Below are 22,064 nucleotides of genomic sequence, written 5' to 3' on the forward strand. Positions count from 1 at the left end.
TTCCGTTGGCCGAAACCGCCGGCGGACCGGCGGTTTCGTATTCGAGAGGGCAGCCGCCTACTTGATCTTCGGCAGCTGTTCCCACTGGTGGAACGGCGGCGGCGAAGGCAGCTGCCATTCGAGAGTCGTTGCGCCCTCGCCCCATGGGTTGGCACCGGCAACCCGCTTCTTCTGGAAGGCTTCGAACACGCAATAGAGGAAGATCAGGACGCCGACGGACGAGATATAGGAGCCAATGGACGACACATAGTTCCAGCCGGCAAACGCGTCCGGATAGTCGATGGTGCGGCGCGGCATTCCGGCGAGGCCGAGGAAGTGCTGCGGGAAGAAGATCAGGTTCACACCGACGAAGGTGACCCAGAAGTGGGTGTTGGCGATGACGGGCGAGTACATGTAGCCGGTCATCTTCGGGAACCAGTAGTACCAGCCGGCGAAGATCGCGAACACCGCGCCCAGCGACAGCACATAGTGGAAGTGGGCGATGACGAAATAGGTGTCATGCAGCGAACGGTCGAGGCCGGCATTGGCCAGCTGGACGCCGGTGACGCCACCGATGGTGAACAGGAAGATGAAGCCCAGCGCCCACAGCATCGGCGTCTTGAACGAGATCGACCCACCCCACATCGTCGCGATCCAGGAGAAGATCTTCACGCCTGTCGGCACCGCGATGACCATCGTGGCGAAGACGAAATAGCGCTGCGTGTCGAGCGACAGACCGGTCGTGTACATGTGGTGCGCCCAGACGATGAAGCCGACTGCGCCGATCGCCACCATGGCGTAGGCCATGCCGAGATAACCGAACACCGGCTTCTTCGAAAAGGTCGAGATGACGTGGCTGATGATGCCGAAGCCCGGCAGGATCAGGATGTACACTTCCGGGTGACCGAAGAACCAGAAAAGGTGCTGGAACAGAATCGGATCGCCGCCACCGTCAGGCGCAAAGAAGGTGGTGCCAAAATTGCGGTCGGTGAGCAGCATGGTGATGCCGCCGGCCAGAACCGGCAACGACAGCAGCAGCAGGAAGGCGGTGACCAGCACCGACCAGGCAAACAGCGGCATCTTGTGCAGCGTCATGCCGGGCGCGCGCATGTTGAAGATGGTGGTGATGAAGTTGATGGCGCCAAGGATCGACGACGCACCGGCGATGTGAATCGACAGGATCGCCAGGTCCATCGCCGGTCCGGGCTGGCCCGAGGTCGACAGCGGCGGATAAAGCGTCCAGCCGCCACCGGCGCCAAAGGCGCCCGGCGCGCTCGGCACGAACATCGAGGTGAGCAGCAGGATGAAGGCCGGCGGCAGCAGCCAGAAGGAGATGTTGTTCATGCGCGGGAACGCCATGTCGGGCGCACCGATCATGATCGGGACCATCCAGTTGGCAAAACCGCCGATCAGAGCCGGCATGACCATGAAGAAGATCATGATCAGGGCGTGCGCGGTGGCGAAGGCATTGTACATGCTCTTGCCGCCATCGATCGCTGCGTCACCGTTCATGCCGTAGACCATCTGCGCCAGACCGCTGAAGATCTGGATGCCAGGCTCCTGCAGCTCCATCCGGATGGCGACCGACAAGGCACCGCCGATGATGCCGGCCATGATCGCGAAGATCAGGTAGAGCGTGCCGATATCTTTGTGGTTGGTCGAATAAACCCAGCGCACCCAACCGTGATAAGGCTTGTGGTCGTGCCCGTCGTGAGCTGCAGCGTCTGCCATGTTCCGCTCCGTTCCCTAAATCTTGCTAACCCGCGGCATCAGTTGCCGGCGGCCGCTACCTTGTTCTGGCCGTCGACCGCGGCCATCAGCGTCTTGTTGGCCCCGGGCAGATCGGTCTTGGCTGCCGCGAGCCAAGTCTTGAACTGCGCATCGGAGACGACACGGATGGCGATCGGCATGAAGGCATGGTCCTTGCCGCAGAGCTGCGAGCACTGGCCGTAATAGAGGCCTTCCTTCTCCGCCTTGAACCAGGTCTCGTTGGTGCGACCCGGAATGGCGTCGATCTTGATGCCGAACGACGGCATGGCAAAGGAGTGTATCACGTCGGTCGCGGTGACAAGCACGCGGGTCATGGTGTTGACCGGCACCACCAGCTCGTTGTCGACGGCCAGCAGACGCGGATAGACCTTCCGGTCCTCCTTGCCGGCAGCGGCGCGGTCGGTGTCCTGGAGGATCGCGGAGTTGAAGGAGAGCGTGTTCTCGGTCTGGTATTCGTAGTCCCAGTTCCACTGGTTGCCGGTCGCCTTGACGGTCAGCTTTGCTTCTTCCGGCGGCGTGTATTGCGCGGTCAGCAGTTGGAACGAGGGAATTGCGAGGCAAAGCAGGACGACGACCGGACCGACAGTCCAGATCACCTCGATCAGCGTGTTGTGGCTGGTCTTGGACGGAACCGGATTGGCGCTCGCGCGGAATCTGACGATGCAATAGGCGAGAAGGAGCAACACCAGGATGGTGATCGGGACGATGAACCACATCGTGTAGTTTCCGAACCACTCGATCTGCCGCATCATGTCGGTCGCCGGCGCCTGGAAGGTTGTCTCCCAGTCCTTGGGCTGGTCGGCATGGGCGGATGTGCCGGCGAAAAAAATGATAGCGGCACAAGCACTTAGAAACTTGGCACTTGCTAGAAACTTGGCGCTCGCCATGAAATTTCTCATCGCCCTCATCGTCTCCCAGTTTCTCGCGGCTGTACCCGCGAGAATAACGAACAATGCCGGGACGGGAATCCCGACAGTCTCAAGGTGGTTCAAACCATACTCTTTTTCCCTCCGCAAGAAAGGAGCGGACGAAACCGTGCGGCATTTTTGCGCGCAAGCCCGGATGTGCCTTTGAAGGCGGCGGCGGCGGCCCCGAATCGCCTATGCTGGGCCAACGGTGACATTCCCGCAGGCCGCGCGTGCCGAACGTCGCAATTCGGGCGAAATTGGCAGGGAAAAGCGCCGTATTGGCTTTTTCGGGGCAGACCGGCTGCGGTCTCGTCCTTTACTTGGCTTTGGCGCGGCTTAAAGTGCCGTGATTCGCAATGGAGCCGTCATGATCCCTTGGCTTTCGAGAACCTTGGCGAAGGTCATCTTTCTCGCCGCCCTGTCTGGTATCGGCCTGTCCGGCACGGCCAACGCCGCGCAACCGAGCGGTACGGTGCGCTCTACGCATGGCGCGTGGTCGATCATCTGTGACACGCCGGCCGGCGCCACCTCGGAACAATGCGTGATGATGCAGAACGTCGTGGCCGAGGACCGTCCGGAGATGGGACTGTCGGTCGTCGTGCTGCGCACCGCCGACAACAAGGCTGAGATCCTGCGCGTGCTGGCGCCGCTCGGCGTGCTTTTGCCCAACGGGCTCGGCCTCAATGTCGACGGCAAGGATATTGGCCGCGCCTATTTCGTGCGCTGCTTCCAGGACGGCTGCTATGCAGAAGTCATTCTCGAAAAGCCGCTGCTCGACACGCTGAAGACCGGCACGTCGGCCACCTTCATCGTCTTCCAGACCCCGGAAGAGGGCATCGGCATCCCGGTTGACCTCAAGGGTTTCGCCGACGGCTTCGCTGCCCTCCCCTGAGAGAAGCGACGTCGACGGTAGTCGGCGGAGCGCATTTGTCTTCGCAATGCGACGGGACGATTGTCTCGACGCGCCTTCGCGCCTACATCGTGGCAAAGACCCATTCCTCCTGTGAACGGACGCGCCATGAACAGCCTGATCGGCCAATTCGACATTTCAGACGATCGCATCAAGCAGATCGTTACCGAGACCATCAACGGCGCCGACGACGGCGAGCTGTTCCTCGAATACAGCGAGAGCGAAGCGCTGATGTTCGACAATGGCCGGCTGAAGACCGCCAACTTCAACACCGACCAGGGTTTTGGCCTGCGTGCCGTCGCCGGCGAAGCCAGCGGCTATGCCCATTCCAGCGACCTGTCCGAGGCCTCGCTGCTTCGCGCGGCCGACGCCGTTTCAACCGTCAAGGGTGGTTATTCCGGCACGCTTGCCGCGGCGCCTGCCCGCACCAACCGCCATCTCTATGGCGACGAGAACCCGATCCCCTCGCCTTCCTTCGAGGCCAAGGCAAAGCTGCTGCAGGAAATCGACGCCTGGCTGCGCGCCGAGGATCCGCGCGTTCGCCAGGTTTCGGCATCGCTTGCCGCCTCCTGGCAGCATGTCGAGATCGTGCGCGCCGACGGCCAGGTGGTGCGCGACATCCGCCCGCTAGTCCGCATCAACGTCTCTGTCGTGGTCGGCAATGGCGACCGCCAGGAGAGCGGCTCCTACGGCATGGGTGGCCGCAAGGCGTTTGGCGAGTTCCTGGTCGAGGACAGCTGGAAGCACGCCGCCAAGGAAGCGCTCAGGCAAGCCCTGGTCAATCTCGAGGCCATACCGGCGCCGGCCGGCACATTCGACATCGTGCTGTCCAGCGGCTGGCCGGGCGTCATGCTGCACGAGGCCGTCGGCCATGGGCTGGAAGGCGACTTCAATCGCAAGAAGACCTCGGCCTTCGCCGGCTTGCTGGGCCAGCAGGTCGCCGCCAAGGGGGTCACCGTCGTCGACGACGGCACCATGCCCGAGCGGCGCGGCTCGCTCACCGTCGACGACGAAGGCACGCCTTCGGCCCGCAATGTGCTGATCGAAGACGGCAAACTGGTCGGCTACATGCAGGATCGCCAGAACGCCCGGCTGATGGGCATGAAGGCGACCGGCAACGGCAGGCGCGAGGGCTACGCCCACCAGCCGATGCCACGCATGACCAATACCTACATGACATCAGGCGATACGGAGCCGGACGAAATCATCGCCTCGGTCAAGAACGGCATCTATGCCGTCTCCTTCGGCGGCGGCCAGGTCGACATCACCTCCGGCAAGTTCGTCTTCGGCTGCACTGAGGCTTACATGATCGAGAACGGCAAGGTGACACAGCCGATCAAGGGCGCCATGCTGATCGGTAACGGGCCGGACGCCATGCACCGCGTTGCGATGATCGGCAACGACATGAAGCTCGACACCGGCATCGGCATGTGCGGCAAGGCCGGACAGGGCGTGCCGGTCGGCGTCGGCCAGCCGCATTTGAGGATGAACCAGATGACGGTGGGCGGCACGCGGGTTTGAGCGCATCGTGGAGCGTATTTTGTCGGGACGGGCCCATGCTTGCGCTTTTAAGCCTGAAGCCCTGTCTGTACCTTGAAGTGAACACAATCCACGTTAGGAAATTATTAAGTGTTTAAGTGCCTGGGCTGCCTTTTGCGCACGAACGCAGCACCAGCTTCCTCGTTGCGATGGTGGTTTTGGCAATGCGGCATTCCCCAGTCCTGACTTCGTCTTTGCTGTTTGGCTTTGTTTCGTTGATTGGTGCGACATCGCTGCAAGCCAGCCCGGCGGCGGCACAGTCGACATGGTTCAAGTCGCGATCGACGCAATCTTCCGTGGATGGGTTGCGCTCTGCCGCCGTTGGTGGAAGCACCAGCGTCCCCTACGGTTGGATCGATTTCTGCCATCGCCGGCCAAAAGAGTGCAAGGTGCCCGCTCTGCCGGCCGCGAATGTCAAGCTCACCCCGCAGAAGCTGCGCATCCTCAAGCGGATAAATCACAAGGCGAACAGCTCCATCAAAGCCCGTCAGCAATTTCGATCACTGGGGCACGATGGCGGACCACTGGGATTACCCCGTGGACGGCAAGGGTGACTGCAAGATCTACGCGCTCTACAAGCGCAAGCTTCTTCTGGAAGCGGGATTCCCCCGGCAGGCGCTGCTGATGACCGTGGTGCGCGACCTGGACAATGAAGGCCACACCATTCTGACGGTGAAAACCGACAAGGGCGATCTTGTCCTGGACAATCTGGTCAATGAGATCAGGCCTTGGAACGCGACCGGCTATTACTTCCTGAAACGCCAGTCGCAGCAGAACCCAAACACCTGGGTGTCAATCAACCAACGGGGCGGCACGTCGAAACGACTGTCGCCAAGCTCGTAGGAGCCGAAGCCTCCGGCTACCGCCGCCGCTTCGGCTTCTCCAGCAGCGCCACTGCCTCGACATGCGGCGACCACAGGAACTGGTCGATCGGCGTCACGCTTTTCAAGGTGTAACCGCCATCGATGAGGATGCGCAGGTCGCGAGCCAACGTCACCGGATTGCAGGACACCGCGGCGACGTACGGCACATCCGAACGGGCGATCTGCTTCGACTGGTCTTCGGCGCCCGCGCGCGGCGGGTCGAACACCACGCCATCGAAGGCATTCAATTCCTTGAACGTCAGCGGCCTGCGGAACAGGTCGCGGCGTTCGCCCGTCACCCGCTTCAGGCCGGTCGCGAAGCGCGATCCCCGGTCGAGCGCCGAAAGGGCTGCCGCATCACCCTCCACCGCATGGACTTCCGATTTCACTGCCAGCCGCAAGGCAAAGCTGCCGCAACCGGCGAAAAGATCCGCCACCTTCTTGGCACGCTTCAGATGTCCGCCGACAATATCGGCCATCGCCTGTTCCGCGGCCTCGGTTGCCTGCAGGAAGGCGCCCGGCGGAATGGCAACGGCCACGCCGCCGAACGTGACCACCGGCTTTTTGGGTTCGATGACGATCTCGTCGTCGATCGAAAGCCGGGCAAATCCCTGGGCCATGACGAAGTTGGAGGCGACCCGACGCTGGTTCTCGCCCAACTTGCCTGACTCATAGACTGCGATATCAAGGCCTGAACCGGTCACGGTGACCGTCATGCGGAACGATTTGGTGGTGGCGCAAACCAATTCGGCGAGCGCCTTCAAGCGATCGAGCGCGGCGACGATCTCCGGCAGCGAGATTGGGCATTCCTCGATGGAGATGATCTCCGGCGACAGATGGCGATGGAAGCCGAGCAGCATGCCTGTATCGGTGCGCCGGGCGGCAAGCACGACGCGGCGGCGCGTGTGCGGCGCGCAGGCGACCAGTTCGCCGATCTCGCAATCGATGCCTTTGCCCTTCAGGGTGTGCGCCACCTTTTCGCGTTTCCACTGGCGATAGGCTTCGGCTTCGAAATGCTGGAGCGCGCAACCGCCGCATTCGGTGAAATGGCGGCAGGCGGGATCGACGCGCAGCGGCGAGGCTTCCAGCACCGCCATAAGCATGGCGCGATCCCTTTCGCGCGCGGCGGTGACCGTTTCGCCGGGCAGTGTGAAGGGAATGAACAGATCGCCTGTCTCGGTCTCAGCGATGCCGTCGCCCTGGGCGCCAAGTTTCCTGATGCTGAAGCGCGCGCTCATCGGTCCTTGATCCCACCGAGCAGGAATTCGCGATTGCCGTCGCCGCCCTCGATCGGCGACAAATGCAGCCCGAGCGAGCGCCAACCGGGAACGGCGTCCAGCCAATCCTGCAGCAAGCCGGCGACACGGGAGGCGTCGTAGGGATCTTTCAACAGACCACCCTTGCCGATCGCTTCGCGACCAGCCTCGAATTGCGGCTTGACCAGAAACATGGCCTTGGCGCCAGCCTTCGCAAGGCCAAGCGCCGGTGGCATCGCCAGTTTCAGCGAAATGAAGCTGACATCGGACACAATGAAATCCGGAATACGACCGCCAAGATCGGCGACTGTGAGATCGCGGGCGTTCAGGCCCTCTATCACCGTCACACGCGGATCGTCTCCGACATCAGGGTGCATCTGGCCATGCCCGACATCGATCGCGGTGACATGAGCAGCGCCACGCTCCAGCAGAACCTGAGTAAAGCCGCCGGTCGAGGCGCCGACGTCGAGCGCCTCGCAGCCAGCAGGATCGAGGCCGAAATGGTCGAGCCCACCGATCAGCTTGAGTGCCGCGCGCGACACATAGCCCTGCGCCGGATCGTCAATGGCAATCAGGCATTGCGGCAAAACACTCTGGCCGGGCTTGCGGGCGAGGACACCGTCGACCGTCACCGTGCCGCGTTCGACCGCGTCGCGGGCACGCGAGCGGCTGGCAAACAGCCCGCGCTGGACGAGCAGGTCGTCGAGCCGCTGGCGTGTGCTGGCTTGCAGAGGTGAATTCATCGGCCTTCATGGCGAAAGCCGACGACGATAGCAAGGGCGCCAGCCGGGCATTGAGGGAGGCATTCGTCACCCACTCCAACCATCATCCCGGCAATATTGGGCTTTGAGACGACGGTGGTTAGTTCTGTCACGCCCACATCCTGTGAAAACTACACTCGCTGAGGCGTGTGATTGCCGAAGCACGCGGCGTCGCCGTTTGCAGACCATTGTCCCGAATTCCAGAAATCTCATAGATTGTTAACCTATTTTCGTCGCATTTGCTTGAGGACTGAATGTTATGACTGCGACAGCCCGCAAGACGGGATGAAGAGGCGTCAATCTTGGAAATGGCCAGCGACATAGTCTACAAGGTGCTTGACCGGATTTCCGGCGCCGGACTGCTGGCGACCGGACTTCTGTTGCTGACCGCTTTGGCCAGCGCCCTCGTCGCCTATTGGCGCACGGTCGAGAAAAAGAGCTGGAAAGAATTCTTCGAGTTCGCGGTCCCGCACGAGGTGATCACTCATCCCTCGGCGAGGGCCGACCTTTTGTTCTGGGTAACGAGGAAGGCACTCATGCCATTCCTCATGCTGCCTGCCGGCATCGTCTTTGTCAGCGCCGTGGGCTATGCAACGAACTGGCTGCTCTCGACGCTCCTGGCGATCCAGCCGCCCCTGATCGAGGGTCCGGCAGGGCCGGTGACGGTGACCATCTTCACCATCACCATGCTGCTCGCCTACGACATTTCGTATTATCTCTATCACGTCGCCCAGCACCGCTACCCGGTGCTCTGGGAACTGCACAAGGTGCACCATTCGGCCGAGGTGATGGTCGGCATCACCAAGGACCGCGTCCACCCGCTCGACGAATTGATGAACCGCGCCTGGGACGGCGTCATTCCCGGCATCTGCTTCGGCATCTGGTCGCTGGTGTCGCTGAACCTCGTTGAGCTGACGGTCTTCGGCGTCAACGTCTACATCATACGCAACATCCTGATGATGGATTTCGTCAGGCACACGCATTTCAAGATCTCGTTTGGGCCGCTGAACAACCTGATCTTGTGCCCGCACTGGCATCAGTTGCACCACAGCACGGACCCGCGCCACTACGACAAGAACTTCGGACTGCTCTTCTCGTTCTGGGATCGGCTCTTTGGAACTCTATGCGTTCCGAGACCCGACGAGGACTTCAAATTCGGGTTAATCGAACGCAACGTGCGCGACTATCAGTCGCTCGCAGGGCTCTATATCATGCCGCTGAAGCGGATGTGGTGGCAGATCGCCAGACATTTCCGAACCGACAAGCCCGAGCCACAGCAATCCTCGCAAAGGGCCAAGCCTTGAACGGGCCCGTCGTGTGCCGGCTGCCGCGAACGCACCGGATCGAAGTTGCAACTTCGGATGCACGCCTGGCAGAGATCGCGCCCGCCTGGGCGGCGCTCTGGCAACGCGCCGGCGGCCTCGTTTTCCAGCATCCGGACTGGATCTCGGCGTGGTGGCGCACGACGCCGCATCAGGAGCGGCGCGGCCTCAGGATCGGGTTGGTCTGGAGCGACGAGCGGCTCGTGGCGGTCATTGCGCTCGCGACCTTCAGGCGCTCCGGCATCCGCGTCCTGGAATGGGCGGCGAAGGACCACTGCGATTATGGCGATGTCCTGCTTGCCCCCGATTGCGACCTGCAGATCCTGCGGCAGCTCTGGCAACGCATTCTCGACGATGGCGGCTTCGACCTTGTCTATCTGAATCGTCTTTTGCCCGATGCTCGATTGCCGGCCCTGCTCGGCTCCGCCGCCCCAGGCCACGGCACGATCTTGCAACCAAATCACCGCAGCGAGGTCAGCTATCGTGTCGCTGGCGCCTGGCAAGGCGGCGCGCAATGGTTCGAAAGCCAATCGAAAAAAGTCCGGCAAAACTATCGCCGTGGCCGCAAATTCATGGAGGAAGGCGGCGCGCTACGCTTCCGCCTGATGGAAGCGCACGAAGCCCGCGAGCCCGTGCTCGAGCGCGTCGCGGCGCTGAAGCGGCTATGGCTGGCGAAGCACGGCCGCGTTTCGGACCTCTTCGACGAAGGCTCCACCGCTCTGGCAGCGCTGGTCTCCGTGCTGGCCGGACTCGGATTGCTGCGCATCTTCGTGCTCGAACGCGAAAACGAGATCATCGCCATCTCGATCAATTTCGAGCAGCATGGAACGATGATGGCGTTCGTCACGACCTATGACCCGGCCTTCGAGCGTGCCTCGCCGGGCATGGTCCTGATGATGGATTACATCCAGTGGTCGCTTGACCGGGGCTTGACCACGGTCGATTTTCTCTGCGGCGGCGAGGATTTCAAGCGCCGCTTTGCGACGCATTCGGTGACCTTGTCATCGGTGATGGGCGGACGAAGCCTGCGCGGACGCCTCGCCGTCTTGGCCGACCGCGCCCGCCACGCCATGAAATCCTGGCGATCCGAGAAACCGGCGAAACAAGCGGTGCCGGCGGAGGAATAACCTTTTGACATCGCCTGCATGGCGGCATGGAAAGGCATCGGCCGGCAGACCGACTCCGATCATACCCTCTTAGGCAGCTCTAGGTTTACTGGCCTTCAATTTAGAAAATGGTTCGCGAAACCTGCCGTTCCACGGCGGGCGACAGACCGTCGGCCGGCTTGCCTGTTGCTTCCTCGCGTGGGCGTTCGGTCACGGCCGCTGGCGCTGCTCCCGGCACGACCACAAGCTGCGGCACCTGCTTGTAGGAAAAACCGCCGCGGATATTGCCCATCTTGCCGGCGACGATGCCCACTGCCGCCTTTTCGAGGCTGCGATCATAGCGCGTTTCGGCGACGGCCGGCGCGACGAGGACGGCGCAAAGCGCTACGCCGCACAGAAGCGTTTTCATTGTTGTTGTCTCCCTGCCTGATCAACGACTAGCAGGGCGCCGTTGAAAAACGGCCAAGAGACACGGTAAGCGAAAAGCCAAACGTTAGCGTAAACAATGCGTTAAGATCGTTGGCCGGCAAACTGATTCAAGTCTTTGAGACTTTGATTCAGGCGCGCTGGGCGTGAGTGCTGTGCCCGAGCGCGACGAAGACCGTGCGCACAATGCCGGCTGCGTCGAGCCCTGCATCGGCATACATCTTTTCCGGCTTGGCATGGTCGGTGAACGCGTCGGGCAGCACCAGCGGGCGCACCTTCAGGCCGCTTTCCAGCAGGCCTTCGTGGGCGAGGAACTGCAGTACGTGGCTGGCGAAGCCGCCGACGGCGCCTTCCTCCACCGTCACCAGAACCTCATGCGAGCGGGCCAGCCGCCGGATCAGATCCTCGTCGAGCGGCTTGGCGAAACGGGCATCGGCGACCGTGGTGGAGAGCCCGGCAGCGCCAAGCTCCTCGGCGGCGATCAGACAATCCTGCAGCCGCGTGCCGAAGGACAGCAGCGCTACCTTGGTGCCCTCCTTGACGATGCGGCCCTTGCCGATTTCGAGCACCGAGCCACGTTCCGGCATGTCGACGCCGACGCCGTTGCCGCGCGGATAGCGGAAGGCGATCGGGCCCTCATCATAACTCGCCGCGGTGCGCACCATGTGGCGCAACTCCGCCTCGTCGGCCGCCGCCATGACGACGAAACCCGGCAAGGTCGCCAGGAAAGTGGTGTCGAAAGCGCCGCAATGGGTGGCGCCATCGGCGCCGACGAAGCCGGCGCGGTCGATGGGAAAGCGCACCGGCAATTTCTGGATGGCGACGTCGTGGACGACCTGGTCGTAGGCGCGCTGCAGGAAGGTCGAATAGATCGCCGCGAACGGCTTGTAACCTTCGGTGGCGAGGCCAGCGGCAAAGGTCACCGCGTGCTGTTCGGCAATGCCGACATCGAAAATCCGCGACGGAAACGCTTCGCCGAACAGGTCGAGGCCGGTGCCGCCCGGCATGGCGGCGGTGACGGCGACGATGCGGTCGTCTTCACGGCCCTCCTGGACCAGGCTTTCGGCAAACACTTTGGTGTAGGCCGGTGCGTTGGCCGGCGCCTTGGCCTGGGCGCCGGTGATGACGTCGAACTTGTTGACGCCGTGATACTTGTCGGCGGCGGCCTCCGCCGGCGCGTAGCCCTTGCCCTTCTGGGTGACGACATGGATCAGCACCGGGCCTTCGCCATTGTCGCGGACATTTTTCAGAACCGGGATCAGATGCTCCAGATTGTGACCGTCGATCGGGCCGATGTGATAGAAACCGAGCTCCTCGAACAGCGTGCCGCCTGTGACGTAGCCGCGTGCATGCTCGACCGCCCTTGTGATCGCACGGTCGGCCCGCTTGCCGAGGTAGGAGGTCAGTTTCTTGCCGAAATCGCGCAGGCCGACATAGGCCTTGCCCGAGGCCAAACGCGCCAGATAGGCGCTCATAGCGCCGGTTGGCGGTGCGATCGACATGTCGTTGTCGTTGAGGATGACGATCAGCCGTGCATCGAGCGCGCCGGCATTGTTCATCGCCTCATAGGCCATGCCGGCAGACATGGCGCCGTCACCGATGACGGCGATGACATTGTTGCGGCCGCCGGAGAGGTCGCGAGCAGCGGCCATGCCGAGGCCGGCCGATATCGAGGTCGAGGAGTGGGCCGCACCGAAGGGATCGTACTCGCTCTCGGCGCGGCGGGTGAAGCCGGACAGGCCGCCTTCCTGGCGCAGTGTGCGGATGCGGTCGCGGCGACCGGTCAGGATCTTGTGCGGATAGGCCTGGTGGCCAACATCCCAGATCAGCCGGTCATCGGGCGTGTTGAAGACATAGTGCAGCGCCACCGTCAGCTCGACCACGCCAAGGCCGGCACCAAGGTGGCCGCCGGTGCGGGAGACGGCGTCGATCAGCTCGGCGCGAAGCTCGAATGCCAGTTGCGGCAGGTCGCTCTCGGCAAGCGTGCGCAGGTCGGCCGGGATACGGACCTTGTCGAGAAGAGGCGTATGCGGCGTTGCGTTCACGGGTGTCAGGCTTTCGGTTGATGGGCGAAATAGGCCGCCGGCCGGCGAAAGTAAATGCGCATCAGTGACGCGGATCAGGCTGTGGCCTTTGTTCTTATGCATGTCGTTCTCCCAAAACCGGGGCCACTTTTGGGCGACATGCATTAGCTTTCCGGCAGCGGAATAAACTCTTCCTCATCTCCGGGAACGATATCGAAACGGCCCGTCTTCCATTCCTGCTTGGCCTGCTCGATGCGTTCCTTGGATGACGAGACGAAATTCCACCAGATGTAGCGCTGTGAGCCGAGCGAGGCGCCGCCAAACAGCATGAAATGCGCGCCGATCAGCGACGATACGACGATCTCGTCACCGGGCCGAAACACCAGCAGCCGTTCGGCCGGAAAGACGTCGCCTGATATCGAGACCTCGCCTTCCAGCGTGTAGATGGCGCGTTCTTCTGCATCGGCCGGGATTTTCACGCTGGCGCCGGGCGTCAGGCGCAAGTCGGCATAGAGCGTGTCGGAGTCAGCCCTGACCGGAGACCGCAATCCCTGGAAATCACCAATGACGACGCGTCCGCTGACGCCCTCTGCGTCGATCTCGGGCAGCCGTAGCGCTGCGGTGTTCTCGAACACCGGCGCCACTTCTTCCTTGCCGTCCGGCAAGGCCAGCCATGTCTGCAGGCCGGAGATCGACATCGGCGTGCCGCGCAGTTCCTCCGGCGTGCGCTCGGAATGGACGATGCCGCGGCCAGCGGTCATCAAATTCACGTCGCCGGGCTGGATGACCATTTCGGTGCCGAGTGAATCGCGATGCCGGATCTTGCCGTCGAACAGATAGGTGACGGTCGACAGACCGATATGCGGATGGGGACGGACATCCAGTGCCTGGCCGGCCCGCAGGATCGCCGGACCCATGCGGTCGAAGAAGATGAAGGGTCCGACCAGCCGCCTCTTGGCGGTCGGCAGTGCGCGGCGCACCTGGAAACCGCCAATATCCTTGGCGTTGGGGATGACCATCAATTCGATCTGGTCGCTGGCGAAGGCATCGCCGGCCTGTGGGTCGTTTCCGGGAAAGAAGCTCACGAGATCTCCTTGTCAGCGGGCAATGCCTGCTTGGCCGCGTCAGGCAAAGCGGATCGCCGCCTTTGCCCGCAGTTTGGCCGCCACCTCTTCGCGATTGCGCGGATGCTGATGGGTTTCCATGGAATCGAGCAGTTCGCGCGCCGATGCGGCAATGGCTTCGACCGCGTGGTCGAAAGCATGCTGGTTCTGCTTCGAGGGCCGCGTCGTTCCGCTCAGCTTGCGGACAAACTGAAGTGCCGCGTCGCGGACTTCGTCGTTGGTTGCGGGCGGGTCAAAATTGAACAGGGTCTTGATGTTTCTGCACATCGCTTCCGTATCTCCTCTTGTCCTGGAGCGTTTTCAATCGAGACGAGTTCTATCCTCAATCATGATCGTGTCCGTGAGACGGCTGCGTGCCTCAGTCCGCATCGAGCGGCTCCGTTCCAACCGGCTTGCCGTCACGCGACAGCCTGATCTTCTCGACCTTGTCCTCGGCGGCCTTCAGCAGCCGGTCGCAATGTGCCTTCAGCGCCTCGCCGCGCTCATAGATCCTGATCGACTGGTCGAGCGGCACGTCGCCACGCTCCAGATCATCGACGATCTTCTCCAGCGCGTCGAGTGCCTGTTCGAAGCTCATCGCCTTGACGTCTTCGTTGGTCTCACCAGCCATCATTCATCCTTTCATCAGCCGCCCGACATGGGCGGCGACCGAAAATGCCAATCCCTGCAGATCGTAGCCACCCTCAAGCAGACTGACGAGCCGGTTGCCGCTGTGGCGCGCGGCGCTCTGCATCAGCTGGCCGGTCGCCCAGTCGAAATCATCCTCGGTCAGGTTGATCTCGGCCAGCGGGTCGCGGTGGTGCGCGTCGAACCCGGCCGAAATGATGATCAGGTCGGGCGCGAAATTATCGAGCGCCGGCAGCACGCGCGACAGGAAGGCATCGCGAAAAACCTCACTGCCGGTCTGCGGCGCCAGCGGCGCGTTGACGATGTTGCCGGCGCCGGTTTCGCTTTTTGCCCCGGTGCCGGGGTAAAGCGGCATCTGGTGCGTCGAGCAATAGAGCACCGACGGATCGTCCCAGAAAATATCCTGCGTGCCGTTGCCGTGATGCACGTCCCAGTCGACGACGGCAACGCGCTCGACACCGTGTTTCTTCTGCGCATAACGCGCCGCGACCGCCGCTGTGTTGAACAGGCAGAAGCCCATGGCCGTGGTCTTTTCGGCATGGTGGCCGGGCGGCCGGGCGGCGACGAAGACGTTGTCGGCGCGGCCTGAAAAGACGTCGTCAACGGCGGCGTTGGCGGCACCGATCGCGGTGATCGCCGCCTGCCAGCTCTTCGGGCTGACTGACGTGTCGGCGTCGATGCGCGCGATCCCTTCGTCGGGAATGGCGGCGCGAACGCGGGCGACGAAATCGGCGGGATGCGCATAGAGGATGGTGGCCTCGTCGCCTTCCGGTGCCTGGACGCGATCGAGCCCGGCAAAGGCTTCGTCTTCGAGCACGCGCTCAATGGCGCGCAAGCGGTCCGGCCGCTCGGGATGGCCGGGCGGCGTGAGGTGCTCGAGGAAGATCGGATGGGTGTAGAGACGAGTGGCCATCGTCCCAATCTAGTGACCCGGATCGACAAAGGCCATGCGCAGGCGGCCGATGACTGGGGAAAATCACGCCTGCGCCATTCGTGTGGCTGCGGGCATTGGCGTCCTCAGCGCTTCAGCGTAAGGTCCCCGGCACTGCCTGGTGCCCGCCGCAAGCGGGAGAATCGGGAACACGGTTGAATTCCGTGGCGTGCCCAACGCTGTAAGGGGGACCGCGCCGGTAAATGCCACTGTCGATGACGGGAAGGCACCGGACGCGGGTTGATCCCGAGCCAGAAGACCGGCCTGGCAGGCATCGTCATCCGCATGGTCAGGCGGACGACATCGATTGCAATCGCAAGGGGACAAGCGATGCCGGAGCACATGACCACTGCCATTGACGATGGGTTTGACAAGAAAGCGCGCGATGCGGTCTATCGCGCCATGTTCACGCGGCGTGACGTGCGCAGCCATTTCCTGCCCACCGCGCTCGACGATGAGGTGCTGGCGCGGCTGCTGCTTGCCGCTCATCATGCGCCGTCGGTCGGCTTCATGCAGCCTTGGAACTTCATCGTCATTCGCGATGCCGGGCGGCGGGAAAAGGTGCGCGATCTTTTCCTGGCTGCGCGCGAGCAGGAACTGCCCGCCATTGAGGAAGAGCGCCAGGCGCTCTACCGCAAGCTCAAGCTGGAAGGCATCTGCGAAAGCGCGCTCAACATCTGCATCACCTGCGACCGGCAGCGTTCGAAGGGCTCGCCGCTGGGCCGCTTGCACAATCCTGAGATGGACCTCTACAGCACGGTCTGCGCGGTGCAGAATTTCTGGCTGGCGGCGCGCGCCGAAGGCGTCGGTGTCGGTTGGGTCAGCATCATCGAGGCGCAGGCGCTGAAAAGCCTGCTGTCGATTCCCGATCATGTGACGCCGGTCGCCTATCTCTGCGTCGGCCGTGTTTCCGAGTTCGCGCCAAGACCGGATCTCGAAACGCATGGCTGGGGACGCCGGCTGCCGCTGTCGGAGTTGATCATGAGCGAGATTTTTTGCGGCCAAGGTGAGGTGCCGCTGAAGTCAACCGTGGCGCGTCTCAACGCTGTCGATGCCGCACCGGATCAGCGTGTCGCGCCGGCCGTGCCCCAGCGCGAGCCGCCGAAGGAGGCCAGCGCCTTGTCCTTGAGCTCCCTGAACTTCGACGACGCCTCGGCCAGCCGGGCGTCCCAGGCCGGATCTGGCACCTGGCCCGCGATGGTCTTGAAATAGACCTGCATCAGGCAGGCGATGGCGAAAGGCTCGATGAACGCCGCCTTGAAGGCCCAGGCGAAGACGATAGCGAGCACGAAGGCCCAACCGGCGAGTTGGCCAGGCATCAGGAAGAGAATGGCGCCGGCGGGCGCCAGCATCAGCAGGAAGATGACGAAGGACACGCCCCACATGATGACCGCCAGCCAGACGGCGTTCTTGACCATGACCTTGCCGTTCTGGGCATAAAGCACGACGCCTTGGCGCGCCGTCTCGAACGGCGAGGCTGAATTGATGCGGATGTTGTAGCCGAGGATGATCTCGTCGACATAGGTCAGCGACAGGCGGATCACCGTGTTGATGAAGGAGACCAGGCCGCTCAGGCCCGGAATCGGCAGGAAGGCGGCGATGCCGCCGAGCAGGCCTGTGATGGCGCGGATGGCTCCCTTGACCAGCTGGTCGACGACGAAAAGGATGTTGGCCTCGGCAAAACGCTGGGTCACGATGTCCTTGGCGTAGGCAATCTGGTCCTGGCCACCGGGAATGTCGCGGCCGTCGATCAGATGGACCATGACGGCGATGTGACCGGCCTTGACGACATAAAGGATGTATTCGCGGATCCAGTAGACGGCGATCGAGACAATGCCGAAGCCGACCACGCCGCCCCACAGGGCAAAGGACAGCGGCCCGTCGGGATCGGTGGAGATATGGCCGACGCCGTAGCCGACGGAGGCGCCGGTGCCGGTCGCCATGATATAGGCCAGCGTGATGCCGAAATAGACGATCATGCGAAAGACAATGAACGGCCAGGTCCGCATCATGATGGACACCGACTTGCCGATATCGAAATCCCACATGCCCCGAATCTCCCCTCAGAGATGGTAGCAGAGGATGAACTCAACCCGGCGATTGTCAATTGCCGGCCGTGGCGCCGGGCCACCGATGGGAGTTCAGCTCGATTGCGGACCCGGCTTCTTGAGCAGGCCTTCGAGCAGTTGCTTGAACGCCGTCACCACCTTTTCCGACGTCGCTTCGGGGTCGTTCGAATTGGCGATCCGTTGCGCCGCCTGACTGCTCGCCCCGTTGATCAGCCGCGAGGCCGTCTCGGGGTCGAGTCTGGAGACGACAACCCCCTCCTCCTGCAGCGTCGTCAGATGGCCGGTCATTGAAGCGATGCACGCATTGGCATTCGGCCATTGCGCGGGATCCCCCAGAACCGCCGGGCCATCGCGGAACATGATGCGCTGGATTTCCGGCTCCAGCGCCATCTCGATATAGGTCGTGCATTCGTCGACGAAACGCTGCCAGCGGGTCGGTGCTCTTGCCGCCACTTCGTTCACGCGCGCCGCCATCTCGCCGTCGATTTCGGCGATGACTGCCTGCAGCAATCCCTTCTTGTCGCCAAAATGATGATAGAGCGCGCCGCGCGTCAACCCGGCCGAGGCGGTGAAATCATCCATCGAGGCTTCGGCGTAGCCGATCGTGCCGAAAGCATGGCGGGCCGCCGCGATCAGCTTGGCGCGCGTCTCGGCAATCATCTCCTTGCGGGGTCTGTGCATGGCTCTGGCCTTATCCACATACGTCGCGTATGCCAATTGACATACACGACGTATGCTCTATCTAACAATCATACGCTTCGTATGTAATTGTCGAATCGTCCTTTGTCGAGGAGCCTGACCATGCAAAATCCCTATTCGGAAATCTTTCGTGCCCCGGGAGCAAAGGGCTTTGCAGCCGCCGGGTTCATCGCGCGCCTGCCGATCGCCATGGCCCCAATCGGCATCGTGGCGATGCTGTCGCAGACGCGTGGTGAATACTGGCTAGCTGGCGCCGTCTCCGCGACATACGCGCTGGCCAACGCTTTCGTCGCGCCGCAGATATCGAGACTGGTGGATCGCCTGGGTCAGACACGGATCGTGGTGCCGACCACCATCATTTCCGTGCTGGCTTTCGCCGTCCTGATAGCGGCGGCCAATCAGGACTGGCCGGTATGGACGTTGTTCGTGTCGGCGTTTCTGGCCGCCGCCATGCCCAGCATGCCGGCAATGGTGCGTGCGCGCTGGACCGAGATTTTCCGCGGGCGGCCGCAGATGAACACCGCCTTCGCCTTCGAGTCGGCTGCGGACGAGCTGGTCTATATTGCCGGTGCGTCGCTTTCGGTGGGTTTGAGTGCCGCCCTGTTCCCGGAAGCTGGTGTCCTAGTCAGCACGCTATTCCTCGCCCTTGGCTCGACAGCCTTCATCCTGCAGCGTTCGACCGAACCGCAAGTGCGGCCGGTCAATCATGTCTCGAGCGGCTCGGCAATCCGGCTCAGGCCGGTGCAGATCATCACCTTTGCCCTGATCTTCATCGGCGCGACCTTCGCGACGACGGAAGTGAGCACGGTGGCAATCACCAAGGAACTCGGCCAGCCGGGCGCCGCGAGCCTCGTCATCGGCGTTTATGCGCTGGGATCGTTCGTGCTCGGCCTCGTCGTCGGCGCGCTCAGCCTGAAGGCGCCGCTGCAACGCCAGCTGGCCATCGCAGTCGCCCTCGTCGCGCTCGGCACGCTGCCGCCGCTCACCGCCGACACCGTGCCACTGCTGGCGCTGACCGTGTTCATCAGCGGTGTGGCGATCTCGCCGACCTTCATCACCGCCTTCGGCCTGATCGAGCGGCACGTGCCGGAGGCGATGCTGACCGAAGGCATCACCTGGGTCATGACCGGCATCGGCATCGGCATGGCGCTCGGCTCCTTCGCCGCTGGTGCCGTGGTGGATGCGTTCGGCGCCCAGAACGGGTTCTGGGTCTCGGTGGCTTCAGGTACAATCGCCCTGGCCACCGTGCTGCTTGGCCAGCGCAGCCTTGCCACTCACGAATGCGAACTGGATGGATGCGAAGCGGCAATCCCGGCCGAGTGATAGCCGGGGTATGTTGAGATTCGGGTCAGGCCGGCCTCACCTGAATATCGACATACCTAGAGTATCTCGGTCTTGGCGATATGGATGCCAAAACCTTCGAGGCCGACATAGTGGCGTTCGCGCGAGGCGATCAGGTTGATCGAGGAAATGCCGAGATCCTTGAGTATCTGCGCGCCGAGCCCGATCTCGCGCCACTCGTTTTCGCGGCGGCGGGCCTCTTCATGATCCTCACGGTCGCCGCTCGTCGGCCGCTTGCGCTCCTGATGGGCGACGCCGACGGAGCCTTCGCGCAGATAGACGATGACGCCACGCCTGCGCTCGCCCATCGACTTCATGATGCCGTCGAGCCGGTGGCTGGTGCCGAAGACATCCGTCACCACATCCTCGGAATGCAGACGCACCGGCACGTCCTCGCCGTCGCGGATGTCGCCGAAGACGATGGCGACGTGATGCATGGAGTCCCAGGGCAGCGTGTAGGTGAAGACCTGCGCCTTGCCGCCGAGCGTGTCGATTTCGGAGCAGGCGACGCGCTCGACCAGTGTTTCCTTGCGCTGCCGGTAGGCAATGAGGTCGGCGACCGAGATCTGCTTCAGGCCATGCTCCTCGGCGAAAGCCTGCACCTGCGGACCGCGCTTGACGGTGCCGTCATCGTTGACCAACTCGGAAATGACGCCGACCGGCGGCAGGCCGGCGAGCTTGCAGAGATCGACCGCGGCCTCGGTATGACCAGAGCGCATCAGCACCCCGCCCTCGCGCGCAATCAGCGGGAAGATGTGGCCAGGCCGGACGAAATCCGAGCCGCCGACATTGCCGTTGGCAAGATTTCGAACAGTCAACGTACGATCCTCGGCCGAAATGCCGGTGGTGGTGCCATGCTTGAAATCGACGCTGACGGTGAAAGCGGTGGTGTGGGCGGAGTCGTTGTCGGCGACCATCGGCGCGAGGTTCAGCCGCTTGGCTTCGTCGCGCGGCATCGGCGTGCAGACGATGCCGGAGGTGTGGCGAACGATGAACGCCATTTTTTCCGGCGTGCAGTGGACGGCGGCGACAATCAGATCGCCCTCGTTCTCGCGCCCGTCATCATCCATGACGACGACGATCTCGCCGCGTTCGAAAGCGCGCAGGGCTTCGACGATTTTCTTCTGGTCGTAAGGCATGAACGCTCGCTTCGCTCGCAGGGAATAGGGAGTAGGCAGTAGGGAAAGAAAAAAGGCTGTATCGTCGGCCTACTGCCTATTCCCTACTGCCTATTCCCTTCCCTGTCTGTCCTCGATGCCGCAGATAGTGATCGGCGATCACGCAGGCAACCATTGCCTCGCCGATCGGCACGGCGCGGATGCCGACGCATGGGTCGTGGCGGCCCTTGGTCATGATCTCGACGTCCTTGCCGTCCTTGTCGATCGACTTTCGCGGCGTCAGGATCGACGAGGTCGGCTTGACGGCGAAACGGGCGACGATTGCCTGACCGGTCGAGATGCCGCCCAGGATGCCGCCGGCATTGTTGGACAGGAACACCGGCTTGCCGTCATTGCCGATGCGCATCTCGTCGGCATTCTGCTCGCCTGTGATGCGGGCGGCCTCGAAGCCGTTGCCGATCTCGACGCCCTTGACGGCATTGATCGACATCAGGCCAGAGGCGATGTCCTGGTCGAGCTTGGCATAGATCGGCGCGCCGAGGCCGGCCGGAACGCCGTCGGCGACGATCTCGATCACCGCGCCGACCGAGGAGCCCGCCTTGCGGATGCCGTCGAGATACCGCGTGAAGGTGGGAACGGAGGCTGGATCCGGGGTGAAGAACGGATTTTCCGCATCGCCGATGAAATTCCAGTTCCAGTTGGCGCGGTCGATGGATTTTTCGCCCATCGACACCAGCGCGCCGCGCACCACCACGCCGGGCACCACCTTGCGGGCCAAAGCACCGGCTGCCACTCTAGCTGCCGTCTCGCGGGCCGAGGAGCGGCCGCCGCCACGATAATCGCGCACGCCGTATTTGACGTCATAGGTGTAATCGGCATGGCCGGGCCGGTATTGGTGGGCGATCTCGCCATAATCCTTTGAGCGTTGGTCGACATTCTCGATCAGCATCGACACCGGCGTGCCGGTGGTGATCATCGTCTCGCCGTCCTCGTCGAGGATGAAGCCTGACAGGATCTTGACCTCGTCAGGTTCGCGACGCTGCGTCACGAAACGTGACTGGCCCGGCCGGCGCTTGTCGAGCTCGGTCTGAATCTCGTCGCGCGTAAAGCGGATGCCTGGCGGACAGCCGTCAACCACACAGCCGAGCGACGGGCCATGGCTTTCGCCCCAGGTGGTGACGCGGAAAAGGTGGCCGAACGTGTTGTGAGACATGAAATGACCCTGCCCGGCAGCGGAGCCGGCTCAAGGTTGCCTTCTATTGGCGTTTTTCATAGGGGTCAAACTGTGATC

The 22,064-nt window shown here is 62.8% G+C and carries 21 protein-coding genes, 1 pseudogene and 1 riboswitch; of the genes and pseudogenes, 8 read left to right on the forward strand and 14 right to left on the reverse strand.

Annotated features, from left to right (window positions below):
* Nucleotides 1-57 precede the first annotated feature (57 nt).
* Nucleotides 58-1,710: a cytochrome c oxidase subunit I gene (ctaD, locus tag ASD99_RS27610; RefSeq protein ID WP_057145507.1), complete on the reverse strand. Its 1,653-nt coding sequence runs from the start codon at nucleotides 1,708-1,710 to the stop codon at nucleotides 58-60.
* Nucleotides 1,711-1,748: 38 nt separating this feature from the next.
* The gene (coxB, locus tag ASD99_RS27615) at nucleotides 1,749-2,765 is read right to left on the reverse strand and encodes a cytochrome c oxidase subunit II (RefSeq protein WP_056581042.1); all 1,017 of its coding nucleotides are present in this window, start codon (nucleotides 2,763-2,765) and stop codon (nucleotides 1,749-1,751) included.
* A 259-nt stretch (nucleotides 2,766-3,024) separates the two neighbouring features.
* On the opposite strand from coxB, the gene ASD99_RS27620 reads away from it, so the two are divergent.
* From ASD99_RS27620 to ASD99_RS35545, 4 genes are all read left to right on the forward strand, one after another.
* The gene (locus ASD99_RS27620; protein WP_056581044.1) at nucleotides 3,025-3,549 is read left to right on the forward strand and encodes an invasion associated locus B family protein; all 525 of its coding nucleotides are present in this window, start codon (nucleotides 3,025-3,027) and stop codon (nucleotides 3,547-3,549) included.
* Nucleotides 3,550-3,675: 126 nt separating this feature from the next.
* Nucleotides 3,676-5,088 (forward strand): metalloprotease TldD, encoded by a 1,413-nt coding sequence (tldD, locus tag ASD99_RS27625; RefSeq protein WP_057145508.1) that lies wholly within the window; start codon nucleotides 3,676-3,678, stop codon nucleotides 5,086-5,088.
* 116 nt (nucleotides 5,089-5,204) lie between these two features.
* Nucleotides 5,205-5,660, forward strand: coding sequence for a transglutaminase-like cysteine peptidase (locus ASD99_RS35540; protein WP_413813957.1), 456 nt, complete (start codon nucleotides 5,205-5,207; stop codon nucleotides 5,658-5,660).
* Nucleotides 5,644-5,949, forward strand: a complete 306-nt coding sequence (locus tag ASD99_RS35545) for a transglutaminase-like cysteine peptidase (protein WP_413813958.1) — start codon at nucleotides 5,644-5,646, stop codon at nucleotides 5,947-5,949. The genes ASD99_RS35540 and ASD99_RS35545 overlap by 17 nt, the downstream gene beginning before the upstream one ends.
* Before the next feature lie 16 nt (nucleotides 5,950-5,965).
* On the opposite strand, the gene ASD99_RS27635 is transcribed toward ASD99_RS35545, so the two are convergent.
* Together ASD99_RS27635 and ASD99_RS27640 are read right to left on the reverse strand one after the other, a co-directional pair.
* Nucleotides 5,966-7,207, reverse strand: a complete 1,242-nt coding sequence (locus tag ASD99_RS27635; protein ID WP_056581049.1) for a class I SAM-dependent RNA methyltransferase — start codon at nucleotides 7,205-7,207, stop codon at nucleotides 5,966-5,968.
* Nucleotides 7,204-7,968 (reverse strand): TlyA family RNA methyltransferase, encoded by a 765-nt coding sequence (locus ASD99_RS27640; RefSeq protein ID WP_057145509.1) that lies wholly within the window; start codon nucleotides 7,966-7,968, stop codon nucleotides 7,204-7,206. Before ASD99_RS27640 ends, ASD99_RS27635 begins: the two co-directional genes overlap by 4 nt.
* 326 nt (nucleotides 7,969-8,294) lie before the next feature.
* Here ASD99_RS27640 and ASD99_RS27645 point away from each other — a divergent pair, with 326 nt between their 5' ends.
* Both ASD99_RS27645 and ASD99_RS27650 read left to right on the forward strand, forming a co-directional pair.
* Nucleotides 8,295-9,290 (forward strand): sterol desaturase family protein, encoded by a 996-nt coding sequence (locus ASD99_RS27645; RefSeq protein ID WP_056581055.1) that lies wholly within the window; start codon nucleotides 8,295-8,297, stop codon nucleotides 9,288-9,290.
* A complete protein-coding gene (locus tag ASD99_RS27650) occupies nucleotides 9,287-10,435 on the forward strand; it encodes a GNAT family N-acetyltransferase (protein WP_056581058.1) in 1,149 nt (382 codons plus the stop codon). Before ASD99_RS27645 ends, ASD99_RS27650 begins: the two co-directional genes overlap by 4 nt.
* A gap of 100 nt (nucleotides 10,436-10,535) precedes the next feature.
* Here the strand turns inward: ASD99_RS27650 and ASD99_RS27655 are convergent, their stop codons facing one another.
* The 6 genes from ASD99_RS27655 to ASD99_RS27680 form a co-directional block, all read right to left on the reverse strand.
* On the reverse strand, nucleotides 10,536-10,823 hold the full coding sequence (locus ASD99_RS27655; RefSeq protein WP_056581061.1) for a hypothetical protein: 288 nt from the start codon (nucleotides 10,821-10,823) through the stop codon (nucleotides 10,536-10,538).
* Between the two features lie 148 nt (nucleotides 10,824-10,971).
* Nucleotides 10,972-12,885, reverse strand: a complete 1,914-nt coding sequence (dxs, locus tag ASD99_RS27660; RefSeq protein WP_057145559.1) for a 1-deoxy-D-xylulose-5-phosphate synthase — start codon at nucleotides 12,883-12,885, stop codon at nucleotides 10,972-10,974.
* Nucleotides 12,886-13,028: 143 nt separating this feature from the next.
* Nucleotides 13,029-13,949 carry a pirin family protein gene (locus ASD99_RS27665; protein ID WP_057145510.1) on the reverse strand — a complete coding sequence of 307 codons (921 nt, stop codon included), beginning with the start codon at nucleotides 13,947-13,949 and terminating at the stop codon, nucleotides 13,029-13,031.
* A 39-nt stretch (nucleotides 13,950-13,988) separates the two neighbouring features.
* On the reverse strand, nucleotides 13,989-14,255 hold the full coding sequence (locus tag ASD99_RS27670; protein ID WP_056581067.1) for a DUF2277 domain-containing protein: 267 nt from the start codon (nucleotides 14,253-14,255) through the stop codon (nucleotides 13,989-13,991).
* 91 nt (nucleotides 14,256-14,346) lie between these two features.
* Nucleotides 14,347-14,598, reverse strand: a complete 252-nt coding sequence (locus ASD99_RS27675) for an exodeoxyribonuclease VII small subunit (RefSeq protein WP_013532792.1) — start codon at nucleotides 14,596-14,598, stop codon at nucleotides 14,347-14,349.
* Between the two features lie 3 nt (nucleotides 14,599-14,601).
* The gene (locus ASD99_RS27680) at nucleotides 14,602-15,528 is read right to left on the reverse strand and encodes a histone deacetylase family protein (RefSeq protein WP_057145511.1); all 927 of its coding nucleotides are present in this window, start codon (nucleotides 15,526-15,528) and stop codon (nucleotides 14,602-14,604) included.
* Between the two features lie 120 nt (nucleotides 15,529-15,648).
* Nucleotides 15,649-15,829, forward strand: a riboswitch (cobalamin riboswitch).
* A 47-nt stretch (nucleotides 15,830-15,876) separates the two neighbouring features.
* On the opposite strand from ASD99_RS27680, the pseudogene bluB reads away from it, so the two are divergent.
* A pseudogene (bluB, locus tag ASD99_RS32830) lies at nucleotides 15,877-16,536 on the forward strand (5,6-dimethylbenzimidazole synthase); the annotation flags it as partial.
* Nucleotides 16,537-16,610: 74 nt separating this feature from the next.
* Here the strand turns inward: bluB and ASD99_RS33715 are convergent.
* Nucleotides 16,611-17,594, reverse strand: a complete 984-nt coding sequence (locus ASD99_RS33715; RefSeq protein WP_057145512.1) for a hypothetical protein — start codon at nucleotides 17,592-17,594, stop codon at nucleotides 16,611-16,613.
* Nucleotides 17,595-17,687: 93 nt separating this feature from the next.
* Nucleotides 17,688-18,296 carry a TetR/AcrR family transcriptional regulator gene (locus ASD99_RS27690; RefSeq protein WP_057145513.1) on the reverse strand — a complete coding sequence of 203 codons (609 nt, stop codon included), beginning with the start codon at nucleotides 18,294-18,296 and terminating at the stop codon, nucleotides 17,688-17,690.
* A 120-nt stretch (nucleotides 18,297-18,416) separates the two neighbouring features.
* On the opposite strand from ASD99_RS27690, the gene ASD99_RS27695 reads away from it, so the two are divergent.
* A complete protein-coding gene (locus ASD99_RS27695) occupies nucleotides 18,417-19,637 on the forward strand; it encodes an MFS transporter (protein ID WP_057145514.1) in 1,221 nt (406 codons plus the stop codon).
* A 56-nt stretch (nucleotides 19,638-19,693) separates the two neighbouring features.
* On the opposite strand, the gene ribB is transcribed toward ASD99_RS27695, so the two are convergent.
* Nucleotides 19,694-20,794 (reverse strand): 3,4-dihydroxy-2-butanone-4-phosphate synthase, encoded by a 1,101-nt coding sequence (ribB, locus tag ASD99_RS27700; protein ID WP_057145515.1) that lies wholly within the window; start codon nucleotides 20,792-20,794, stop codon nucleotides 19,694-19,696.
* A 76-nt stretch (nucleotides 20,795-20,870) separates the two neighbouring features.
* Complete coding sequence (gene aroC, locus ASD99_RS27705; RefSeq protein WP_056581083.1) at nucleotides 20,871-21,986, reverse strand: chorismate synthase; 1,116 nt, start codon at nucleotides 21,984-21,986, stop codon at nucleotides 20,871-20,873.
* Nucleotides 21,987-22,064 lie beyond the last annotated feature (78 nt).

It is taken from the genome of Mesorhizobium sp. Root695 (assembly GCF_001428185.1).
Classification (GTDB): Bacteria; Pseudomonadota; Alphaproteobacteria; order Rhizobiales; family Rhizobiaceae; genus Mesorhizobium.